Source organism: Nocardia sp. NPDC051570 (genome assembly GCF_044454005.1).
GTDB lineage: Bacteria > Actinomycetota > Actinomycetes > Mycobacteriales > Mycobacteriaceae > Nocardia.
Map to the genome: position 1 here is coordinate 29,935 of NZ_JBITDI010000035.1, position 18,727 is coordinate 48,661.

The 18,727-nt window shown below is 67.7% G+C and carries 19 protein-coding genes; 7 read left to right on the plus strand and 12 right to left on the minus strand.

What is annotated here, in order from left to right:
• Positions 1-57: 57 nt before the first annotated feature.
• Genes ACIA76_RS42150 through ACIA76_RS42195 form a run of 10 tightly spaced genes read right to left on the minus strand, consistent with a single transcriptional unit; the run spans position 58 to position 10,225 of the window.
• A complete protein-coding gene (locus ACIA76_RS42150; RefSeq protein WP_397160973.1) occupies positions 58-429 on the minus strand; it encodes a hypothetical protein in 372 nt (123 codons plus the stop codon).
• Positions 426-737, minus strand: coding sequence for a hypothetical protein (locus tag ACIA76_RS42155; RefSeq protein WP_397160975.1), 312 nt, complete (start codon positions 735-737; stop codon positions 426-428). The genes ACIA76_RS42150 and ACIA76_RS42155 overlap by 4 nt, the downstream gene beginning before the upstream one ends.
• Positions 737-3,193, minus strand: coding sequence for a hypothetical protein (locus ACIA76_RS42160; RefSeq protein WP_397160977.1), 2,457 nt, complete (start codon positions 3,191-3,193; stop codon positions 737-739). The genes ACIA76_RS42155 and ACIA76_RS42160 overlap by 1 nt, the downstream gene beginning before the upstream one ends.
• Positions 3,194-3,206: 13 nt before the next feature.
• Positions 3,207-6,203, minus strand: a complete 2,997-nt coding sequence (locus ACIA76_RS42165; RefSeq protein WP_397160979.1) for a hypothetical protein — start codon at positions 6,201-6,203, stop codon at positions 3,207-3,209.
• Positions 6,200-6,961 carry a DUF4913 domain-containing protein gene (locus ACIA76_RS42170; protein WP_397160981.1) on the minus strand — a complete coding sequence of 254 codons (762 nt, stop codon included), beginning with the start codon at positions 6,959-6,961 and terminating at the stop codon, positions 6,200-6,202. Before ACIA76_RS42170 ends, ACIA76_RS42165 begins: the two co-directional genes overlap by 4 nt.
• Entirely contained in the window at positions 6,958-8,808 is a 1,851-nt protein-coding gene (locus tag ACIA76_RS42175; protein ID WP_397160982.1) for a type IV secretory system conjugative DNA transfer family protein, read from the minus strand. The genes ACIA76_RS42170 and ACIA76_RS42175 overlap by 4 nt, the downstream gene beginning before the upstream one ends.
• Positions 8,808-9,131, minus strand: a complete 324-nt coding sequence (locus tag ACIA76_RS42180; protein ID WP_397160984.1) for a WhiB family transcriptional regulator — start codon at positions 9,129-9,131, stop codon at positions 8,808-8,810. The genes ACIA76_RS42175 and ACIA76_RS42180 overlap by 1 nt, the downstream gene beginning before the upstream one ends.
• Positions 9,128-9,367, minus strand: coding sequence for a hypothetical protein (locus ACIA76_RS42185; RefSeq protein WP_397160985.1), 240 nt, complete (start codon positions 9,365-9,367; stop codon positions 9,128-9,130). The genes ACIA76_RS42180 and ACIA76_RS42185 overlap by 4 nt, the downstream gene beginning before the upstream one ends.
• On the minus strand, positions 9,354-9,902 hold the full coding sequence (locus tag ACIA76_RS42190) for a hypothetical protein (RefSeq protein WP_397160987.1): 549 nt from the start codon (positions 9,900-9,902) through the stop codon (positions 9,354-9,356). Before ACIA76_RS42190 ends, ACIA76_RS42185 begins: the two co-directional genes overlap by 14 nt.
• Complete coding sequence (locus tag ACIA76_RS42195) at positions 9,899-10,225, minus strand: hypothetical protein (protein WP_397160989.1); 327 nt, start codon at positions 10,223-10,225, stop codon at positions 9,899-9,901. The genes ACIA76_RS42190 and ACIA76_RS42195 overlap by 4 nt, the downstream gene beginning before the upstream one ends.
• Positions 10,226-10,338: 113 nt before the next feature.
• Between ACIA76_RS42195 and ACIA76_RS42200 the strand changes: the two genes are divergently transcribed.
• The 5 genes from ACIA76_RS42200 to ACIA76_RS42220 all read left to right on the plus strand — a co-directional run bounded on the left by ACIA76_RS42200 (position 10,339) and on the right by ACIA76_RS42220 (position 14,275).
• Positions 10,339-10,695, plus strand: coding sequence for a GntR family transcriptional regulator (locus ACIA76_RS42200; RefSeq protein ID WP_397160992.1), 357 nt, complete (start codon positions 10,339-10,341; stop codon positions 10,693-10,695).
• A complete protein-coding gene (locus ACIA76_RS42205) occupies positions 10,692-11,840 on the plus strand; it encodes a hypothetical protein (RefSeq protein ID WP_397160994.1) in 1,149 nt (382 codons plus the stop codon). The genes ACIA76_RS42200 and ACIA76_RS42205 overlap by 4 nt, the downstream gene beginning before the upstream one ends.
• Positions 11,837-12,415 carry an isochorismatase family cysteine hydrolase gene (locus ACIA76_RS42210; protein WP_397160996.1) on the plus strand — a complete coding sequence of 193 codons (579 nt, stop codon included), beginning with the start codon at positions 11,837-11,839 and terminating at the stop codon, positions 12,413-12,415. The genes ACIA76_RS42205 and ACIA76_RS42210 overlap by 4 nt, the downstream gene beginning before the upstream one ends.
• Positions 12,416-12,541: 126 nt before the next feature.
• The gene (locus ACIA76_RS42215; RefSeq protein WP_397160998.1) at positions 12,542-12,793 is read left to right on the plus strand and encodes a hypothetical protein; all 252 of its coding nucleotides are present in this window, start codon (positions 12,542-12,544) and stop codon (positions 12,791-12,793) included.
• 351 nt (positions 12,794-13,144) lie between these two features.
• Entirely contained in the window at positions 13,145-14,275 is a 1,131-nt protein-coding gene (locus tag ACIA76_RS42220) for a hypothetical protein (protein WP_397161000.1), read from the plus strand.
• A 178-nt stretch (positions 14,276-14,453) separates the two neighbouring features.
• Here ACIA76_RS42220 and ACIA76_RS42225 read toward each other — a convergent pair whose 3' ends face one another.
• Both ACIA76_RS42225 and ACIA76_RS42230 read right to left on the minus strand, forming a co-directional pair.
• On the minus strand, positions 14,454-15,173 hold the full coding sequence (locus tag ACIA76_RS42225) for a hypothetical protein (protein ID WP_397161002.1): 720 nt from the start codon (positions 15,171-15,173) through the stop codon (positions 14,454-14,456).
• 92 nt (positions 15,174-15,265) lie between these two features.
• A complete protein-coding gene (locus tag ACIA76_RS42230; protein WP_397161004.1) occupies positions 15,266-15,967 on the minus strand; it encodes a ParA family protein in 702 nt (233 codons plus the stop codon).
• A 234-nt stretch (positions 15,968-16,201) separates the two neighbouring features.
• On the opposite strand from ACIA76_RS42230, the gene ACIA76_RS42235 reads away from it, so the two are divergent.
• Both ACIA76_RS42235 and ACIA76_RS42240 read left to right on the plus strand, forming a co-directional pair.
• Positions 16,202-16,651 carry a hypothetical protein gene (locus ACIA76_RS42235; RefSeq protein ID WP_397161007.1) on the plus strand — a complete coding sequence of 150 codons (450 nt, stop codon included), beginning with the start codon at positions 16,202-16,204 and terminating at the stop codon, positions 16,649-16,651.
• A 174-nt stretch (positions 16,652-16,825) separates the two neighbouring features.
• Positions 16,826-18,481, plus strand: coding sequence for a hypothetical protein (locus tag ACIA76_RS42240; protein ID WP_397161009.1), 1,656 nt, complete (start codon positions 16,826-16,828; stop codon positions 18,479-18,481).
• Positions 18,482-18,727: the final 246 nt, after the last annotated feature.

Genomic DNA, 18,727 nt, shown 5'->3' on the forward strand with positions numbered 1-18,727 from the left:
CCAGATCCTGCAGCGGCCCCGGGGGTTTCCCTCCGGGGCCGCTGCACGAAATGGGTTCTAGTCGTTGGTGTCCAGCACGAGCGGGTATTGATCGCCGGTCGCGCGCTGGTACCGCGCCCACATCGCGGGTATCTGCGCGACCCGGAACCGGATGCCGTGGGAGTGGCCGATCTGGTGGCCGCTGTGCCCCTCAAGGTCGGGATGCGGAAAGTCCACGATCCAGGTGAGGCGGCGCCCGTCGCGCAACCAGGGGAAGACCTCCCACCACAACCCGTCCAGCTCGATCACCACCACGTCGCCGCTGGCGAGGTGCGGGATGTCGCGCAGCACGAGCTCTGCGCACAGCAGCGCCGCCCGCAGCCTGCGCAGGTGCACGAGCTCCGCGACGAGAGCCCGTCTGCGCCTGGCGACCTCAGTACGGCTCATCATCGGTCGATCGCCTCGACTCGGATGACCGCCTCGGCGAACCAGCGCACCGCACCGGCCGCGGTCACCCGCTCGCGCCAGCCGCTGACGCGGGTGTACCCGTCGGCGGTGAGCGCGGCGTCGAGGGCATCGAGGGTGACCGGTGCGCCGGGATCGGTGACCACCGACTCCCCCCATCCCTCGAGGATGCGTCCGGCCGGGTGGCCGTCGACAGCGTCGTAACAGGGATCGCTGACGTAGAGATCGGCTACCGCGCAATCGGATTCGATGCGGGCGATCACGTGCAGGTCCACGGTCTCGACTTCGGTCATCACCGCTCGACCTCCTCGGTGTGCAGCTGTCGGCGCCCGGCAGCAGCGGTCCGGGATGCAGCCGCGGTCCGGTCCCGGTCCGGGCTCGGAGCACATACGCGCGCCGGGCCCGGGGTGCGTCCGGCGTCGGCGGCCTGGCGTTGCGCGATCGCGTCGTCGCGGGCGGCCGCGTAGCCGTCGATCTTGGCCGTCCATTCCTCGCGCCGCTCGGCAGCGGCACGACCCAGCCCGGCAGCGTCGCGGGTCCGCTCGTCGACGGTCGCGCGGACCTGGGCGCGGACCTCGGTGCCTATGCCCGCCTCGGTGAGGGCCCGCTCGAGGCGGCCGCGTCGGTCGACGTACTCCTTGCGGTCGGCATCCACACCGGACGACGACCCGCGCCCCACGCTGTGGATCGTGCTGCCCAGCGAGTTCAGCTGGAACTTGATGTGCCCGGCCGCACGAGATCGGTCGTCGACACCGGCGGCGTCGACGAGCTGGGTCACCGCCTCCCGGGTCGCCGTGGCCAGCCGGGCCGCGGGTTCGCTGGTCCGCAGGTAGTCGATGTCGCCCTTGCTTCGCTCATCGGCCCACACCAGCTCAGGCAGCTGAGCGTGGCCCAGAATTCGGCCGGCATCGATATCACCGACCGTGACCGCGATCTGCGCCCGCTCCACCGACGCCAAGCCCTTGCCCTCACGGGCCTGGGTGAGCAGATCCTCCCGCGCCTCAGCCATCCGCGCGATGCGGGCGCCGACGTCGTCGGAGATGCCCCAGAGCTCGGGATTGTCCACGCCCTCGGCTATCGCCTCGGGCAAGTAGTCGGCGTCGCGGCGCAGTTCCTCGGCATCGTCGGCGTAGTCGATCAGGTCGTCGCCGAGCGCATAGCGTCCGACGTAGCCCGGCCACAGGTCGTAATCGACCTTCTGACCGGCCGCGATCGCGGTCCCGGCGTCGCTGACCAGCTTATGATCGGCGACGCTCATGACCGAGATCTCCCGGGCCACCAGCTTGGCCGCGCGAGGGTTCTCGGCGAAGGTCTCCAACAGCGCCGGGACCCGCGACCGTACTTCCTCACCCGGGTCGACGAACACCGGCGAGGCCAGCAGGTCGACCTTCGAGACGTCGCCCCGCAGATAGTCGACGACAAACTCGACACGGGCCCGATCGGCGTCGCCGAGATCCGGCGCCACGCCGAGGTTGCCGCCGAGCAGTTCTCGCCGCTGGTGGGCTTCGTGCAGGTAGGCGCCCGGGTCGGTCGGGTCGATCGCGGTGTCGTTGTACCAGGCCGCGATCGATGCCGACACCCGAGCCTTCGCGGTGTCGGTCATCGCCATCGCCGACACGATGTCGACGGCAGCGGCTTCCCGCGCCCGCAGGGCCGCTGCCTCGGTGTAGTCCTGGGCCGAGACCGGGTCGAACTCCCGATCTACGGTGACGGTGAGGCCGTCAGCGTCGACGACCACACCCCAGCCCTGGGCGTAGGCGGTAGTGATCTCGGCCAGACGGGTCGCGGCGATCTCGGACTTGTTCTGCCACACCAGCGCATCGGCCAAGGGTGCGACGCTGGCCGGGCCGAGCTGTTGCGTGCTGGCCTGCAGGCGTTCCTCGGCCTGCTCTTGAGCCCCCTCCATGTGGAGGCCGTGCACTTCGGCCGCCTCGGGGCCACCGCCTTCGGCCTGGGCGGCGGCCGTGAGGCGGTCTATCCGGTCGCGGGCCTGGTGGACCGCGACCGTCGCCAACAAGTAGGCGGTGCGCTGGCCGTGCCCGATCGGGTCGGGCTGCTCGTAGGCCGCGGCGATCTGCGCGGCGATCTCCTCCCGCGCCGCGATCCTCTCGTCGGCGTAGTCCAGGCCCGCGTAATGGCTGTTCCAGTGCGAATCGTTGCCCAGCTCGCCGCGATACTCGCGCAGATGCTTCTCGAGCTCTTCCTGGGCCCGCACCACCTTCCCGGCGGCCTCGGGCCGGGAGTCCGGCCACACGGGTGCGGACCGCTGCGCTTCCTCGAGCATGCGTTCCAGCTCGGCAGCGCGATTGTGGATCTCCCCCGGCTCGTCCATGGCGGGGGCAGCGGATTCGTTGGTGGACATAGGGTTTTCCTCCTGGTGAGTGGTGGTGGGTTGCGGGGTGTGCCATCCCGGGCCCGGGTCGCTGACGGCGGCCAGGTCCTCGCGGCTGTATCCACGGCGTTCAGCGGCGCGGAGCTGGTGCGCGTGCACCGCTTTTCGTGCCGCCTCGAGCTGCGCCTCGGACGGGACTCGTTTCGGGCCTGCCCTCGTCTTGTCGAACAGGCGGGCCCACCTGTGGCCGGGCTTCTCCGGGCGCAGCCACGCGGCCACGCCTTGACGGTTCGGGCCCAGGCCCGCCGCCCGGAGCTGGCGGCGGGTCAGGTAGTGCGCGGGAGCGAGCCGCCAGTCGAAAACCGGGACATCGCCTGCGCCCGTGCCGGTTTCGTGTTGTGTGTCCTCGACGGTCATGGCTTAAGACACCTCACCGGCCGAGGCCGGGCTCGCCCTTGCCGCGGTGGTTGATGCGGTGCACGCCTTGGCCCGGGGTAGTGGTGCGGTGCGGGCGTCCCGGGGTCTCGCCCGGGGTGTGGCGCACCGCCGCGGAGAGCGGGCGGGCGCGTCCGGCGTCGGCGGCCATGCGCTGGGCGATCTCGTCGGGATCCAGGCCCGCCGATTCCAGTCCGGCCTGCAGGTCGGTGCGGCGCTCGGCACTGTCGTAGGCCGCGACCGCCGGGGCCCGACCGGCGGCCACCAGCTCCCGCCGATCCGCCCACCGGGCGGCGATACGTGCGGCTTGTTTGCCCGTGATCGCGCTGTCGGAAATCGCTTCGTCCAGGTGGTTTCGGACCCGGTTGCGCATCGGTTCCGACACCCCCGCCGCGGAGAGCTTCGCCAGCAGGTGATCGTCGGCGCCGCTGCGCTCGTAGTCGCCGAGGCTGATGCGACCGGCCGCCAGCGACGTCTCGTGCCCGACCAGGGCGGCGACTTCCTCGCGGGCCGCGCGCGCGGCTTCGGCCGGGACCGCACTGCTGGACAGGATTTCCTCGAGTTGGCGGCGGTGACCGGCGGCGACGCTGCGCCCGATCTCATCGGCGCGGTCGCGGTCGATGGCGGCGGCGCTGCGGTCATCGGCCCACAGCATGTCCGGGACCACCGAGTCCCCGGCCTCCACCGCCGCGATCACGGCCCGGATCTGGTCTTTCTCGAGGCGATGCAGGCCCTTGCCCTTGGTGAGGGCCTTGTCGATGTCGGCGCCCAGTTTGATCGTGCGCTCGCGCTGGCTGGTGCTCCACGCGGCATCGACGCCGTCGTCCTGGGTGATGCGGGCCTCGACCTGCGGCGCGAGGCTGGCGTACATGCGGATCTTCTCGCCCAACTCGTCGCGGTCGACGTGATCGGGCCAGAGCGGCTTGAACTCGGCGGCGGGGTTGCGGCGGATTGCGGTACCGCGGGCCCGGGCGATCTCACGGTCCTCGTCGGTCATCACCGCCACGGCTTCGGCGAGCTGGTCCTGCACGGTGCGGGTGTCCACGCCGTGGCGCAGCCGATCCTGATACCGCTGCAACATCGCATCGACGCGCGGCTTGCACTCCTCCGCTGGATCCACCAGCGGCTCACCCAGACGCCGCAACTCGGCCACCGGGGTCACCAGCGCGGTCGCGGCCCGGTCGGCGACCGGCACTTCCGTGCCGTCGGGGGTGCCGAGATAGACCCCAACGAACCGGATCTTGGTGCGGGTCTTCTCCGGCACCCCCGCCGCTTCCATCTTCTTGGTCAGCTCGCCGAGGTTGTGCCCGGACGGGTTGCGCTGCCAGGTCGAAATGTCCGCGTAGAGAGCGGCTTTCTTGCTTTCGTCGATGTCTTCCGCGCCGACCATTTCGACCATGCGGTCCTGCGCAGTGCGCACCCTCGCGGCGGCCGCGCGGTCCTTCTCGATGGCCGCGAGCTGCCCGACCAGGTCCGGGGTGTCCACGGTGACGTGCCCGCTGGTCGGGTCGATGTGCACGCCGTAGCGACCGCGGATATGCCCGGCCAGTTCGCCGACCATCCGTTTGGCCGTCTCGCTCTGCTCGGACCAGCTGGCGGCGTCGCGCAGCGCGGACGCGATTTCGCTGCGCGAGAGGCGATCCCAGCCGTGCTCGCGCAGTTTCGACAGCCGGATCTCGGTCGCCTTGCGCTCGGCGGCCTGTGCGGCCTCGAACTCGCGTTGGGCTTGCTCGGACTCCCGGCGGGCCTCCTCGGCCTGGCGGCGGCGCTCATCGGCCAGCCGCATCGCGAGCTGCATGATTTCCTGCATCAGCGCGCGCACGACCTGAGAAAACTGCGAGCCGAGATGATCGACGGTGTCGTCGTGGTGGGTTGGGCCGTCGACGTTGTGCCAGCTGGTGGCCATGGTGGGTCCTCCATCAGGGGTGTTGGTGAGCTCGGGTGAGGGGCCCGCGACCGGAGAGACCACACCCGCCGAGGCAGCGACCTGGTCCAGGGTGTTCGCGGGTGCGGTAGTCAGAAGGCCGGGCGTGGCCGGATCCAGAAACGGGATCGGCGTGAGTTCGTCGACGCCGTGGCCTGCGTCGAAATGCTCGGTCAGGTCCTTGCCGGTCGCGGCCTGCACGACCCGGATCCGGCCCACGTGCCCGGCCAGCGAGGTCAGGATCCGATCGGCACGCCGATAGCCGGGGGCGTCGCGGTCGCAGACGATGACCACTTCGGCCGCGCCGTAGAGCCAGCGCGAATGCTCGTCCGTCCAGTTGAGGGCGCCCCCGGCATTGGTCGTCGCGACCAGCCCCGCCCGGGCGGCCGCGGTGTCGGCGTCCTTCTCCCCTTCGGCGATGTAGACGGTCCGGCCTGCCGCGACAGCGTCCATCACGCCCGGGAGGTTGTACGGGATCGCCTCGAAACCACCGTCGACCATCCGGCCCGTCTGAGGGTCCCAATGGTGCTGGTGGAACCGCTTTTTGCGGCCATGCTCGAAAGCCGCTTCGCGGCGGACGACCTCCCCGGCGACTGTGCCGTCCGCGCGGACATAGCTGTAGGCCGCGACCTTCCGCCAGCCAGAACGCTGCTGTCCCAGATCCTTTGCCGGTTTCGTCAGCGGCAGGCCCGCCGCGTCGATCGCCCGGTCCGCCCGCGTGACCTGCCGCGGTTGTGGCCGTCGCACCACTTGGCGCTGGTAGTCGCGGCGGCGCCGGACAGGGTTGTCGTAGAGGTCGCGGACTTCCAGGTCGAGACGCGCCAGGATCTCGCGGTCGTCGCATCCGGCGCGGCAGGAGATTTTGGTGCGGCCGACGTCGGCGAAGTGCCGCACGATCAGCGACGGATCGTGACGGCCGGGCTCGGCCTCATGGACCGGGCAGTTGTACTTGACCCAGGCCCCGGCCGGACGGCCCTCCCCCACAACCTTTTCCAGAGCGGCGGTCACCCGCTCGAAGCTGCCCACCCCGTGATCGGCGGCGGGCCGATGCCGCGCCGCCGGGGTCATCCGGGAAACTCAGCGATCTTGCGGCGCCGGGCCGGAGCCGACGGCACGATCAGCCCGGAGGCGTGGGCATCGTGGTAGTCGCCGTCGCGCTGAACCAGCTGCGCGGCGGCGGGCACCACCGGCAGCGGCGGCAGCTTCGCGTGATGCCCCTCCGCGACGCTGCAGTACATGAACGGGCCCTCGGGGTCGAGGATCGCGCGCATCTGCGGGTCGAAGTGCACCAGCCACCACTCGTTCGGCTCGGTGGTGGCACCCAGGCGCAGATGCTCGAACGCCTGGTGCATCGCCTCCATCCGCGCCCACACCTCACCGTGGGCGTGCCAGCGCGGACACCAGCGCAACTGCCGCTGCGAACCGCGCGCGGTGACCTCACGCCGGTACATCTGGATCACGTAGCTCTCGACGAACTCGACGACGTCGGCGTACTTCGGCTCGCGCTGCGGTTCCTCCTCGGCCGCGGCCTCGGTGGTGTCGTCCTCGAGGTCCGGCACCGGCGCCGGGTTGAGCGCCAACTCGGTTTCGTGGATGGCGGTTTCGGTCATCGCGGCCCGCACCTCGTCGGTGAGCATCTGCGCGACCACGCCGTCGGCGATGTCCTTGGCGGCGGCGTCGATGCGTGAGCCGACCGCCTTGCGGATCGCGCCGGTCAGCAATTCACCGAGATCGGTCTGCGAGACCTGCAGCAGGGCCTCCAGATCCAGGCCCGCCTCGTGCCCGTTCACGCCGGGGCTGCTGGTCGGGGTGGAGTTGTCGCTCATGCGGATTTGCCTTTCTGATCAGTGACTCGGGGTACGACGCGCAGGTGCCGACCTTTGGCACGCGCGCGGTTGACGCGCTCGACGTCCTTGAGCGCGTCGGAGATCTGCTGGGCATAGGGGCGGACCATCCACGGCACGGCGGCCGCCAGCGTCGGGGGATGTCCGGCGGCGAACACGACCATCCGGCCCCTCGGCAAATTGGCGAGATCGCTGGCGTGCATGGTGATTTCGCTGGTGCGGTTGGTCGACACCGACCGCGACCCGTCCCTGCCGCGCGTGACCGAGTTGACGAGCTCGTAGTGCGGGCCGATCAGCTCGGAGCGGTCACGCAGGAACGCCGCACCATCCAGACCGGAGCCGAGAACCTTGACCGTCGACGCGGACCACAGGGCCTCCATGCCGTCAGCGCCCCAGCACCGCACGCCCTGGGCCCACGACTGCAGGACCGTCATCACGACGATGCCCCGAGACCCGAAATGGCTGTACTGCTTGGGCAATTCACGCCACCGCACGATGTTCGCGGCCTCATCCAGCGCGATCAACAGCGGCACCGGCAGCCGCCCGCCACAGCGGATACCCTCACGCTTGCCCGCATCGGCCACCGCCGCAGCGAACGCGGTGATCAGCGGGCCCGCGGACCCCTTGGCCTCCTCCGACAGGCAATACAAGGTGTCGCTGCTGGTGACGAACGCGTCCACGTCGAACGCGCGCCGCGGCCGCTCACCCTTCGCGGGCGGGGTCACCCACGGCCGGACCCGCTGGAATTTGAGGCAGTTCGTCATCTTCTTCGCGGTGCCGAAAACGCCGCTGCGCTGCTTCTCGGGGGCGTAGTACTGCGCCGACAGCGCCGCGGACACCAGATCGAATCCGCCGTCGTCGAGGATCTGGATCGGCTCGCGGTCATCGGTGTTGGTCACCCACGCGAACGCTTGGGTGATGGGCCTGCGCGACAGCGCGCACGCCAGGAACAGCCCGGACAGCAAGTCCTCACCCTCAGGCTCGAAAAACGCGTCGCTGCGGCTGTTCTCGTCGCCGTCGGCGAAATGGCCAGCCAGCTCCGCAGCCCGCTCCTGAGCGCCGTCTCCGTCGGTGCCCCATACCCACGCGATCGGATCCCAGAACCACGTACACGGTTCCTCGGCCACGCCCTGCGGATCGAATACGTGCACGTCGCCGCGCTGGGCGCGCGCGGCGCGGGTGGCGTCGACGACATCGCGCTTGTTCGAGGTCGTCGCCACCGGGCCGGGGGCCTCCATGATGGCGGGGATCACCCGGGAGGTGGATTTGCCCTGGCGCGGGCCCCAAATGTCGAGGTGCAGATCCTCGTACGAGGCGTAGAGGGCTTGGCCGCCCGCCACCGCCCGCCCGATCATCACACCGGGCTGCGCGCCCTCCTCGAGGCGGACTTTCAGCTGAGAGGCTTTGCGGGCCACCGCCTTACGCGACAACCCCGCCAGCTGCTTGCCCCGGCCCATGTAGCGGGCCTGCTTGTCCACCGCCTCCCGCCGGATCCGGCGACGCCCGGCCAAACCCTTACGGCAGTGATCGCACACGGACTTGAGCGCCCACACCGACCCGGCCAACCCGACCGCACCGGCCGCGAGGGTCACCGCACCGGCGGTCGCCGGACCCGACCACACCACCTCGTGCGTGGCCAGCTCAATCGCGAGATTCAACGGCTGCCAGGTGATTCCGGGCTGGTGCGGGGCACCGTAAAGGGCCTCACCCAGCCGCAACGACGCACTCGCACCCTCGGCAAGACCCGCCACGGCACCGGCAGTAATCCACCAGCCCCACTCCGACAGATCGAGATCGGACTGCCGGGGAGCTTTCACATTGCGGTCCATCAGGCCACCGCCTCACCGACGCGGCTCCTGACCGGGGACCGCCGACGACGGCTGCCCGACCACACCGGCTGCCCCGTACGCGCCACCCGTTCGAGCTCGGCGCGGGCCCGATCCCACTTCGCCTTCGACAACGGGAACGCGGGCATCAACACCGACGCGAACACTCCGTAAGTCGGCAGCTTCCGCATCGCCAACGTCCGCTGCGCACACGCCCTCAGCAGTGGGCAATGCACACACACCAGCCGGGCCTCCACCACCCCGGCCTGGTCGCTGGGGAAGAAGTCGACGTCGACCACGGCACACGCGGGAACAGAACGGCTCATCGGACACCTCCGGGAGTCACGGGAGAAGCGGAAACGGTTGCGGCACAGAACGGCGCGCAGCTGCCATGCACGATCGGGGGCTGCCGATCGGCGGGAGCGCCGTGGAACGTGCACGACACGGCCACACAGGCGGCCACCGCGATCACGATGGCCAGGCCGAGAATGGCGAGGACCGCGCCGATGGCGGGAAGGCTGAATACGACGAAATCGACCTGGTGCTCGTCACGCGGCGCCATCGAACCCACCCCCGAGCAACAGTTCGAACAGTCTCAGATCGGTGAGACGGCTCGCCCGAATCGTCTTGGTGCCCTGGGGCGTCCGCTCCTTGCCGACCGTTCGGCCCGCATATTGGCTATGACGCGTCACTCGTCGCGGCGGTTCCACCCACTCGGTACTAACTTCTCCACCGCAGGCCACAGGGTGCGGTGAAGCTGCGGGTAGCCGCGTGACGGATTCCGGTGCGACGTCGTTCCGCGTGCGGTCGACGCGGTCGGGCCGGGCTTCGCGGGCGGTGAGGCCCAACTGGGCTGCCCACCGGTCCACGTCCAGCCGCTCCGGAGCTACCGCGATCCGCATAGCCGCGGTCGCCTGCTGACGGTCGAACTGACGCCCAGGAAGCCAGTCGACGACCCACAGGTCCTGTCCGACGTAGTCCGCATGATGTGCTGTCGCGTCGGCCACCAGGTGACCGTCGACCTCACGAATCCGAGGGATCGCCGGGGCAGCAGCCCGCGCCCACACCTCACGCGTCCAGATCTCCGGCAGCCTCATCGCGACCACACCGCCCACTCAGCGGCGGTGGTCGGCCACTCCGACTGCTCGCAGCGAATCACTGCCTCAAGAGGGTCCAACCCAAGCGGTTTCGCCTGGGCGCCGATCAGCTTCCAGACGACCGCGACGTTCGCGTCGTCCTCCCACAGCAGCGCATTCCAGTCGGCAGCGATCTCGGCCACCGTGAGGCCGGCCACCGCCTGCGCGCCCGTCACAAGGCGCTCCGGGGCAAGTGACAGGCGAAACCACCCCCGCTCGACCTCGTACGCGACGTGTGCTGAACGCGTTGCGACCAGCCACCGCTCTTCCCGCTGAACAGTCATCTCGTCCTCCCTGATGAGTCCACGAACTCATTCAAGTGAATCAGAGTCACCTAGATGAGTCAATGGAGATGTCTAGCTGACGTAGATGACTCAGCGCGACCTACTCTTGTGGCGTGAGCAAACCTCGATACCAGCTGATCGCAAATGAGCTTCGTGCTCAGATCGCGAGCGGCGAATACGCCCCGGGCGACCGGCTACCGACCAAGCCTGAGCTGATGCAGCGCTTCGGTGTCGCCCTCGCAACCCTCAACCAGGGCCTGCAGGTACTCCGGGATGAGGGCCTGGTCGAGACCTTCCAGGGCGTCGGCACATTCGTGCAGGAGCGCCCGGCGGAACGTGTCTCGATCGAGGCGGAGATCGCCGAGCTGAAGGACCGCATCGCGCGGCTCGAGACGCAGATGATGGATGTCTACAGCAATCTGGCGATACCCGACCCCACCGAGGACGGGCGGGTGGAGGAGGCAGGGTGAACGTGAGACGGTTTCCTCAGCAGGGAAACGTCACCGGGCTCCACACACGTGGATCCAGCTACCACCCCGATTTCGCGGTGGTCGCGCGCAACCGGGTCGCGATGGCACGCGCCGCTGCAGGCTTGTCACCGACCGAGTTCGCTGACGCGCTCAGCGCTCTCGTCGGCCGACCGGTCGACGCCCGGCACGTCACCGCATGGGAAACCCGCACGACGCCCCCTGGAGACGTACTCCTCGCTGCCGCAGCCCTGGCTCCCACCTCCGGTTCCAGACTCGGCGTGCGCTCCCACAAGTTCATTGCGGCTCACCTCGGGCACCAGTGCACCGACCAGCTCCGCGAGCAGCTGGACCTAGCAGAGACCGCCGGTCAGCTCGGCAAGGCATCGTGCTGGGTCGGGTCTATAGACGGTCCGGGCGACCGGAATCGTCTGACAGCCTGGCCCTGGGGAACCGTCATCATCCATGTCGTCGACGAGCTCGATCTCGCCGACGTCACCACCCTCGCCATGTGGCGCTACCAGTCCTATCCGGAAAACCTCGAGTGGGCTGGCGGTTACCTCCGCAGCCTTACCGGAGAGGAAAGCGTCTCTGCCGCTTACGTACTCAGCCTCTACTGGGTGCACACGGTGCCCTGGCTAGGTGCCACGTTGGACGCCGGTCTGCGGTTGATCTGTGCACCCCGCGCCCTAGTCGATCGAGAATTCAGCGACGTCGCAGAGACCCAGGCCAACGCGGAACGAGTCGAGCAGGAACTACTTGCGGCGGGCTATCGCCCTACCGAAATGCGCAGTTTCGGCGTCCCCGGCGTTTCGAGCGGGTGGGCGAGCTGGTCCGGCGTGGTCTACTACGCGCACGATCCCTTACGCGCGCTTCCCGAAGACGATCTCGTCGCGCATGAGCTTGGACTGCAATCAATCTGGGCCTACACCGGATGGATCGGCGAGCAAATCGAGAGTGGCGGTACCCCGCAGATCCACCCGCGCTACGGCTATCCGTTCCTACGTTCGGTCAGATCGCTGCTGCTTTCGGCACGTCCGCAGGAAACTGGACAGCACCGGCAGATGCGGGACGCGATTGTCTCAACCAGCGGCCTGCCCGATCAGTTGGGCCTGGCCATGGATGCCGTCAAGGAGGCCGGAATATGACCCTCAACCTGGCAAAAGCCGCGCTTCTCGTTGTCGACGTGCAAAACGGATTCGTCAATGCCGGCTCGGCTCCCGTGGTGCCCGTAGTCGTGGATCTCACCGAGAGGTGGGCCGCATCCGGACGACCGATCATCCTCACCCGATACCTGAACTACACCGGGAGCCCGTATGAGCGACTGATCGGATGGCGCGCCCTCTACGACTCCCCCGACACAGATCTCGTCGACGAACTGCTGCCCTACACCGAGCATCCCAACGCGAGTGTGCTCGACAAGACCGTCTACACAGCTCTTACACACGAGGGTGTCGAGCTGCTGCGTGAGTTGAACGTGACCGATCTTGTGATCTGCGGAATTGCTACCGACGCATGCGTTCTCAAGACCGCACTGGATGCGTTCGAAATGGACTTCACCCCCTGGGTGATCCGGGATGCGGTGGCATCCAACGCGACTCGGCACCCCGCGCGGGAAATCCACGAATCGGCCCTGCTTCTCATCTCACGACTCGTCGGTGCCGGACAAGTCATTGACGCCGATACGGTCCGAAATGCGTTGGCAGGAGCCACTGCAGCCTGAGATGGCCAGAGCAGCACGGCTATAGCCCACACGCGGTAGTGGTTGCGGGACAGACGTATCCAGGCAGATCAACTTCCGACCGGTAACGCCGGAAACTCGGATGACCACCTTTCAGCGTGTCGCCCCGTGATCTCCGAAATGCTCTGCAAAGATCCCCCTATGGGGCGACGAGGACCTGACCCACTGCCGTACCGAAGAATTCCAGTCACGCTGAAACTGCATCGCAACGTTGATGCGCTGCTAGATCAGCTGGCGGGCGAAGAAGGCGTAGCGCGAAGCGCCTACGTCACGGCCGTCCTTGCGGAAAAGGCCGGTGTCACAGTCGATTCACTGCTCGTGCCCGACAACGACGACCAGGAGGTACTGCGCTCCGCCTGATGCGGAGCAGCTGAACAACCCTGCACGGCACAAGAACTGAATACCTGACCTCAGTGTTGTGAGGGTTCCCCACACGCACGAACGCTCCCGGCGGACAGGCCGAGAGCGTCGCGTTTGAAGTTGTGGGGGGCGAGCGCCAACTCGCCCCAGTGGACTCTCCCAGCACTCCCACTCTGCTAAGGACGGGAACTCTTGCTTCAAGGGTCCGGGTCTGAGGATACCCCGCGCCGCGAATACGGCTCAATCCGAACGCCGCGTGTCTGGAATCTCAGCCCTACAAAAACAAGTTCGTTCCACGGAAGAGGCTGTACCGCCTCCCCTGTTCGCCGTCGAAGCCCAGCCATGCCAGCTGTGGCCGCGCTGTTCCCGCTCCCCCCTGTGCGCCTGGCGCTGCCCGCCGACGCCTACGCCGATGTACCGGCCTGCTGGTGGAGTCGAAACCGGTGGATCGCGCACAACCTGGCACTTTACGACCAGCACTACGCGATGCTGCGCCGAAATCGCATGGTGGACTCTGTCAGCCGAAAGACGTTCCAGGCCTACCTCATCGCGGAATCCTCTGGAGCCGACTTCACCACCGGCCGCGGCACCCGGATGACCATCGCCCAGCTGGAGAAGGCCGTAGGGATGTCGGAGTCCACCATGCATCGCTGCCGCCGGGTGGTGAACAAATTCGGGACACGCACGGTCGTGTTCCGGGGCCGTCAGCGCACCCGCGAGGAACGGCTGGCTTCCTGGAAGCGCAACGACCGTTCCCGCGGCTGGGCCGCGGTCGCCGCATTGCACGAATCCGTAGTCATGCCTGTGGATAACGCGATCATGGAAACACAGCTCGAACAGGGCTTTGGCACCCCACCGGAGCATAGCGAGGGTTCTTTTGAACTCTCACCCCAGCAAAAAACTTCTTCACCCCAGAACATGACCGAAAGACGCGCTCCGCGCGGCCATGACAAGAAGGGTCGTATGCGGCGGCAGCGGCCCGCATACGACCAGAAAGCGGTGAGACTGGCTGCCAGCATCCGCAGAGACGACCGTCTACCGCTGTGGGTGCGACAGATTCGTCCTGGCCATATGGCGGCCACAGTGACCCGTAAGGCTGTCGCGGGCTGGCTGGTCGATGACATATTCGGCGCATTCGAAGAGTTCCGGATCTCCGGGAAAGCCCTCATCGAACGGCCGACGAACCCCCCCGGCTATTTGCGGTACATCCTCAACCAGATTCCCGACGACGTTCCGCCGGCGCTCCTCGATCGGGCTCGGACCGCTGCGCTCGAGGAAACCGAGCGGGCCGAGCGGGCCCGGCAGCGGGAAGTGATCCGCGCGGCGGTGACGGCCGCGGCCGGCCCGAACTCTCTCGCCTACCAAGAGGCACGAAAGGTAGTCGCCGAAATCTCAGCGCGAACTACCGGGCGATCGCGCGCCCGCATCCGCGAGAGCGACGAGGCCCGGCGTGAACTGGCCCGGCAGGCACAGAAGAAATGACTCTCTATCGGGGTGCCGGTAGCATCTGCCGAATTTTGGGCGGATGCTACCGGCACCCCCATTCCGAAACGTCCAGGTCAGAAGCTCGCACTGTGAACACACTCCTCGGATTAACCACCCAAGGCCCCCGCATCTGACGTTCGTTGACCTTGTCTCCCATGGGAGACAAAACGATGGATCACGAAATCTCGAGAGCGTTCTGGATCCGGCGGGCGTGTTCGATGAGCGCGTCCGCGAATGCCGCAGCTTCGTTCGGATGCTTCCGGGCGCGTTTCACCGCTCTGTCAGCCAGAGTTGCGACCCGACCCGTTTCAGCCTCGAACCACGATTGAGACTCGCCAGGGGTGTCGTCGGTCACTGGGTCGCCGGGCGCCTTGAGCACGGTTCGCACGGCCTGCAAGACGATGTCGGAGTCCCACGGGGTGCCGGGCGGCAAGGCGGCGAGCGCCGCGGCGACTGTCTTGTGTACCAAGTCGGCGGTAATTTTGGGGGCGCTGCCGTTGGCGTTGAAGATTTCGCGGGCCAGGGCCAGATACAGATCGACTGCCGCCGCACCACCACGGTTGTCGGCCAGCGGCAGCAGTTCCCGCACCTGTCGTTCGTTGACTTTGTCTCCCATGGGAGACAAAGCGATGGGCTCCCCGATCACCGCGGCGTCCATGAGCCGGTATGCCTGAGCCCGTCTCATCTGCCAACGATCGAAGACGTACGCCTCGAAAGTCTCGTGTGTCTCCCGGTAGAGGCGCGCAGCGGAGATGACTCGCAGCGCTTTACCCGCCCGCCAGAACGCGACGCGCAGCACGTCCAGCGCGGCCTCGCAGGAAGCGAGATGACCGCGTTCGACTGTGGTGAGTTCGCCGGTCGCATCCGGCTGTTCGTAGGGCTCGGGGATTTCCACCGGCGGTACCGGGCGATTCTGCTTCTCTACAACGGGGGAGTGCTCCCCGACTCCGCCGGCCAATTCCGCAAGATTCGTACGCTTTCCTGCCATCAGCGACCGCCCCCGACCTGCAGCTCGAGTGCGAGCTTGTAGAAGTCCTCGCGGGCCTGCATCGCGACCCTGTTGGCCGGATATTCGGTGACGGTCAACCCATCCGCCGACGCGCGAGCGTGGATCTTGTAGCGACGGATCACCGTATTCGCCAACGGCCATTTCTTGGCCTGCACGAACTCCTTCGTCTGATCCAGGTCCGCAGTCCCGTCGCGCGGATCCCAGTTATTGATCACCACGACGTAGGGCAGGCCCCGCGGCTCGAGAATTCTCCGGATCGTTTGCGCAGTCGGATCGAACGACAACGGCTCAGTCGTCATGGGCACGACCACGAAATCCACGACATCCAGCACCGAGCGCAATGCTTCCGCAGCCTCACCACGGCCGAGTGGATCCCCAGAATCACCATCGTTGGACAGGTCAATCCAGCCCGGGGTATCGACGTACACGTGGTCGATGCCCGGCAGCTGCCCCAGCTTCCGCAGCCTGGCGAGATCGTCGTGTGCTTGGACGATATAGAACGGCAGCGTATTCAACCGGTCAGCCCACCACACCGCCGATCCCTGCGGGTCGATCGAAACCGCCGCGACCGTCGACTTCGAATCCTCGGAATTCGCAGAGCCCCCACCCAGCACATCAGCGGTCACCGCTGCCAGGTTCACAGTGATCGTCGACTTCCCGACGCCACCCTTTTGGTTCATTACAGCCAGAACGCGACCCAACTCAACACCTCCGTGTGCTTCGCCCCGAATTGCCCGGGACTACTTCGGAATCCGTCGCAGCATACGACCAGGCCACGCCGATCGTGCGACGAAACACCGACTGTCCAGGACACTCGTCCGGCTGACGCACCGACTGGCCTGTAACCCATGTAATCGTCAAGATTTCTTGTCGATTTTGTGTCAAGAAATCTTGTCGTCAAGTAAACTTGTCGCATGGGAACGTACGAATACTTCGAGACCACCACGAACGGTTGCTTCCCAGCGGGAACCGACATCGCGCAGGTACTCGCCGACGGAGACGAACGAGAGCTGTTCGCGGTGTGGAACACCTACTTCCACAACGAGCTCACCCGGAAGGGCCTGGCTCATGCCGATACCGCCGGCCGCGAAGCGCTGCAGAACGACCTCACGCAGCACGCCGAGGTCACTGCCGTACAGGCGTTGGAGGCGAATCGCCGGTTGGTCCGTATGCTCACCGGCCGTCGCTGGATGACGATGCGGGACGCCCGCGAGGCGGGCGACAGCTGGACCACCATCGGTGCCGCGCTCGGTGTGAGCAAGCAGGGCGCGGTCGACTGGTACAAGCGCAAGATCGCCGATCAGGAGAAATACGTCGGCGACTTTCACGACTCGGACCGGGCCCGTGCGGTCGTCACCGAGTAGCGCTCGGCCGGGACACATCGCCCGGGCCCGCCTCCCTTACCTGTCCATACACGTCCCTTACACCCCCATACCCGCGTATAGGCACACCACTGGTGTGTATGTAGATGCGGGCCAGCCATCCAGCCGCGATGATGGCGCCCGCCAGCCCGCCTCCCTTCTGGACGGAGTTCGCCGATGAAAAACCGCATCCGACTGAAATCCCGCAGCATGCCGACCGATCCGGCCGACGCGCTGCTGACCGGTGCTCTGCCGGATCGGGCGCAGGTTGCGCGCGACCGGATGGAGCACCAGCTCGAGCCCGCTCTGACAGAAGCCCTGTCCGAGCGGGAAATCGCCGAGAACCGCGGGCTGGCCGAGCGGATCCGCGACTACCAGCGCAACGAGCAGCTGGCGCGTATCCAGGAAGCCGAGGATATGGGCGAGCGGGTGCGACGCACCGCCGCCAAGCTCGCCGAGCGTGAGGCCGCGGACCTACTGCGCGCCGGGAAGGCGCTCGCCGAACAGCGCCGCGCTGCGTCTCCGCACGCGAAGATCGCTCGGCTGCACCGCCGTAAGTCGCTCGTGCTGGGCATCCTGACCGCCGCCGTCGTGTTCGCAATGCTGTTCAGCGCGGTCACGGTGCAGCACAACATCGTTCCCGATGGCGGGCCCGCAAACCTGATGTGGTGGATGGCCTACGGGCTGGAAGCGCTCATTAGCGGCATGCTCATCGCCCTGATGCTGTCCACGTCCGACACCGTCGAATGGAACGTCATCGAGGATCCGCGGGCGGTGTACGCGATCGAGGGCGTGCTGCTGGCCCTGACCGTCGGGTTGAACATCTACCCGTACGCGAAGGCCGGCGACTGGTTCCAGACCGGCGTGCACGTCATCGCGCCGATCACCGTCGGCACCGCGCTGGCCACGCACAGCGTCGTGTCCCGCCGGTACGGCGCGGCGATCGCGGCCGCCAGCGCCCAGGCCCCGGCCGCCGAAGACCTCAACGCTCGGCTGCTGGCGCTCACCCAGATCAGCGCGGGCCTGCACCCTGCTCCGCTCAACGGCATTGCGGAGCACCCTGCGGAGCAGCGGAGCACCCACCGCCCAACGGAGCAGATCCGGAGCACCGTCGTTGCGGAGCACCCGCAGACTGCTCTGCCCAGCCCCGTGCGGAGCACCGAGGCTACGGAGCAGCCGGACGACGACGGCCGCGAACAGAGCACCCCCGCGTCGGCTGCGGAGCACCCCGGCGACACCGAGCCGGGTGAGCAGAGCCCGGAGTCCGGCGATGTGGCCCACCACTCGGTCCCGGTGTCGGGTCAGGTAGCCGAGGCCTTCGGAGCAGCGAAGCCCGAGCCCAGCCCGGCCTCCCGGTCCGAGACGGTCGACATCGCGGACCCTGCTCCGGTAGCCGACACCGGCCGGATGGAGCAGGGGAGCAGTGCTGCGGAGCAGGCGGCCCCGGCCCCTGTTGCGGAGCAGTCGAGCACCGCTGCGGAGCGCGCCGCAGAGCAGCAGCTCAGCGCCCCGGTTTCTGCGGAGCACCCTACGGAGCAGCTGCCGCGCCAGATACTGGAGCAGCAGAGCACCCGCCGCGCTACGGAGCACGTTGCGGAGCAGCCGTCAGCAATGGGGGAGCTGGCGAGTGAGGTCCGGCGGGTCACCCGGTCGCGGTTGCCGATCGAGCGGATTGTCGAAGTGCTCAGCCAGCACGACGCCACCGGCGACGGCGCCGCCCGCATCGCACGGGATCTCGGCATGGGTTTCGAGACCGTCGATCGCCTGCTGACCGCAGCGGCGAAGATCCGCGCCGACCGCGGCGGCCGCGTCATCGCTCTCCGACAAAGCTGACCAGGAGCCCTTTAGAACGTCAGCCCCGGCGGCTCGTATCCGCCGGGGCTGACGCGTATCCGGACCCTACTCGTGCCGTGGCAAGCCTCCACCGGAGGCGCGGCAGCCCCACCTCAATCAACCCGCGACCACCGCATCGCACGACGCCAACAGACCCCCAACTTCCCCGGTGCAGTCGCGGCCGAAGGCCGCCCGCCACGATCTTCCTGCAGGTACCATCAAAACTGAGTCCCGACGGAGCAAGTT

Coding starts and splice junctions, on each gene's coding strand:
- ACIA76_RS42150 (WP_397160973.1), bottom strand. CDS start 429: ATGATGAGCCGTACTGAGGTCGCCAGGCGCAGACGGGCTCTCGTCGCG.
- ACIA76_RS42155 (WP_397160975.1), bottom strand. CDS start 737: ATGACCGAAGTCGAGACCGTGGACCTGCACGTGATCGCCCGCATCGAA.
- ACIA76_RS42160 (WP_397160977.1), bottom strand. CDS start 3,193: ATGACCGTCGAGGACACACAACACGAAACCGGCACGGGCGCAGGCGAT.
- ACIA76_RS42165 (WP_397160979.1), bottom strand. CDS start 6,203: ATGACCCCGGCGGCGCGGCATCGGCCCGCCGCCGATCACGGGGTGGGC.
- ACIA76_RS42170 (WP_397160981.1), bottom strand. CDS start 6,961: ATGAGCGACAACTCCACCCCGACCAGCAGCCCCGGCGTGAACGGGCAC.
- ACIA76_RS42175 (WP_397160982.1), bottom strand. CDS start 8,808: ATGGACCGCAATGTGAAAGCTCCCCGGCAGTCCGATCTCGATCTGTCG.
- ACIA76_RS42180 (WP_397160984.1), bottom strand. CDS start 9,131: ATGAGCCGTTCTGTTCCCGCGTGTGCCGTGGTCGACGTCGACTTCTTC.
- ACIA76_RS42185 (WP_397160985.1), bottom strand. CDS start 9,367: ATGGCGCCGCGTGACGAGCACCAGGTCGATTTCGTCGTATTCAGCCTT.
- ACIA76_RS42190 (WP_397160987.1), bottom strand. CDS start 9,902: ATGAGGCTGCCGGAGATCTGGACGCGTGAGGTGTGGGCGCGGGCTGCT.
- ACIA76_RS42195 (WP_397160989.1), bottom strand. CDS start 10,225: ATGACTGTTCAGCGGGAAGAGCGGTGGCTGGTCGCAACGCGTTCAGCA.
- ACIA76_RS42210 (WP_397160996.1), top strand. CDS start 11,837: ATGACCCTCAACCTGGCAAAAGCCGCGCTTCTCGTTGTCGACGTGCAA.
- ACIA76_RS42230 (WP_397161004.1), bottom strand. CDS start 15,967: ATGAACCAAAAGGGTGGCGTCGGGAAGTCGACGATCACTGTGAACCTG.
- ACIA76_RS42235 (WP_397161007.1), top strand. CDS start 16,202: ATGGGAACGTACGAATACTTCGAGACCACCACGAACGGTTGCTTCCCA.
- ACIA76_RS42240 (WP_397161009.1), top strand. CDS start 16,826: ATGAAAAACCGCATCCGACTGAAATCCCGCAGCATGCCGACCGATCCG.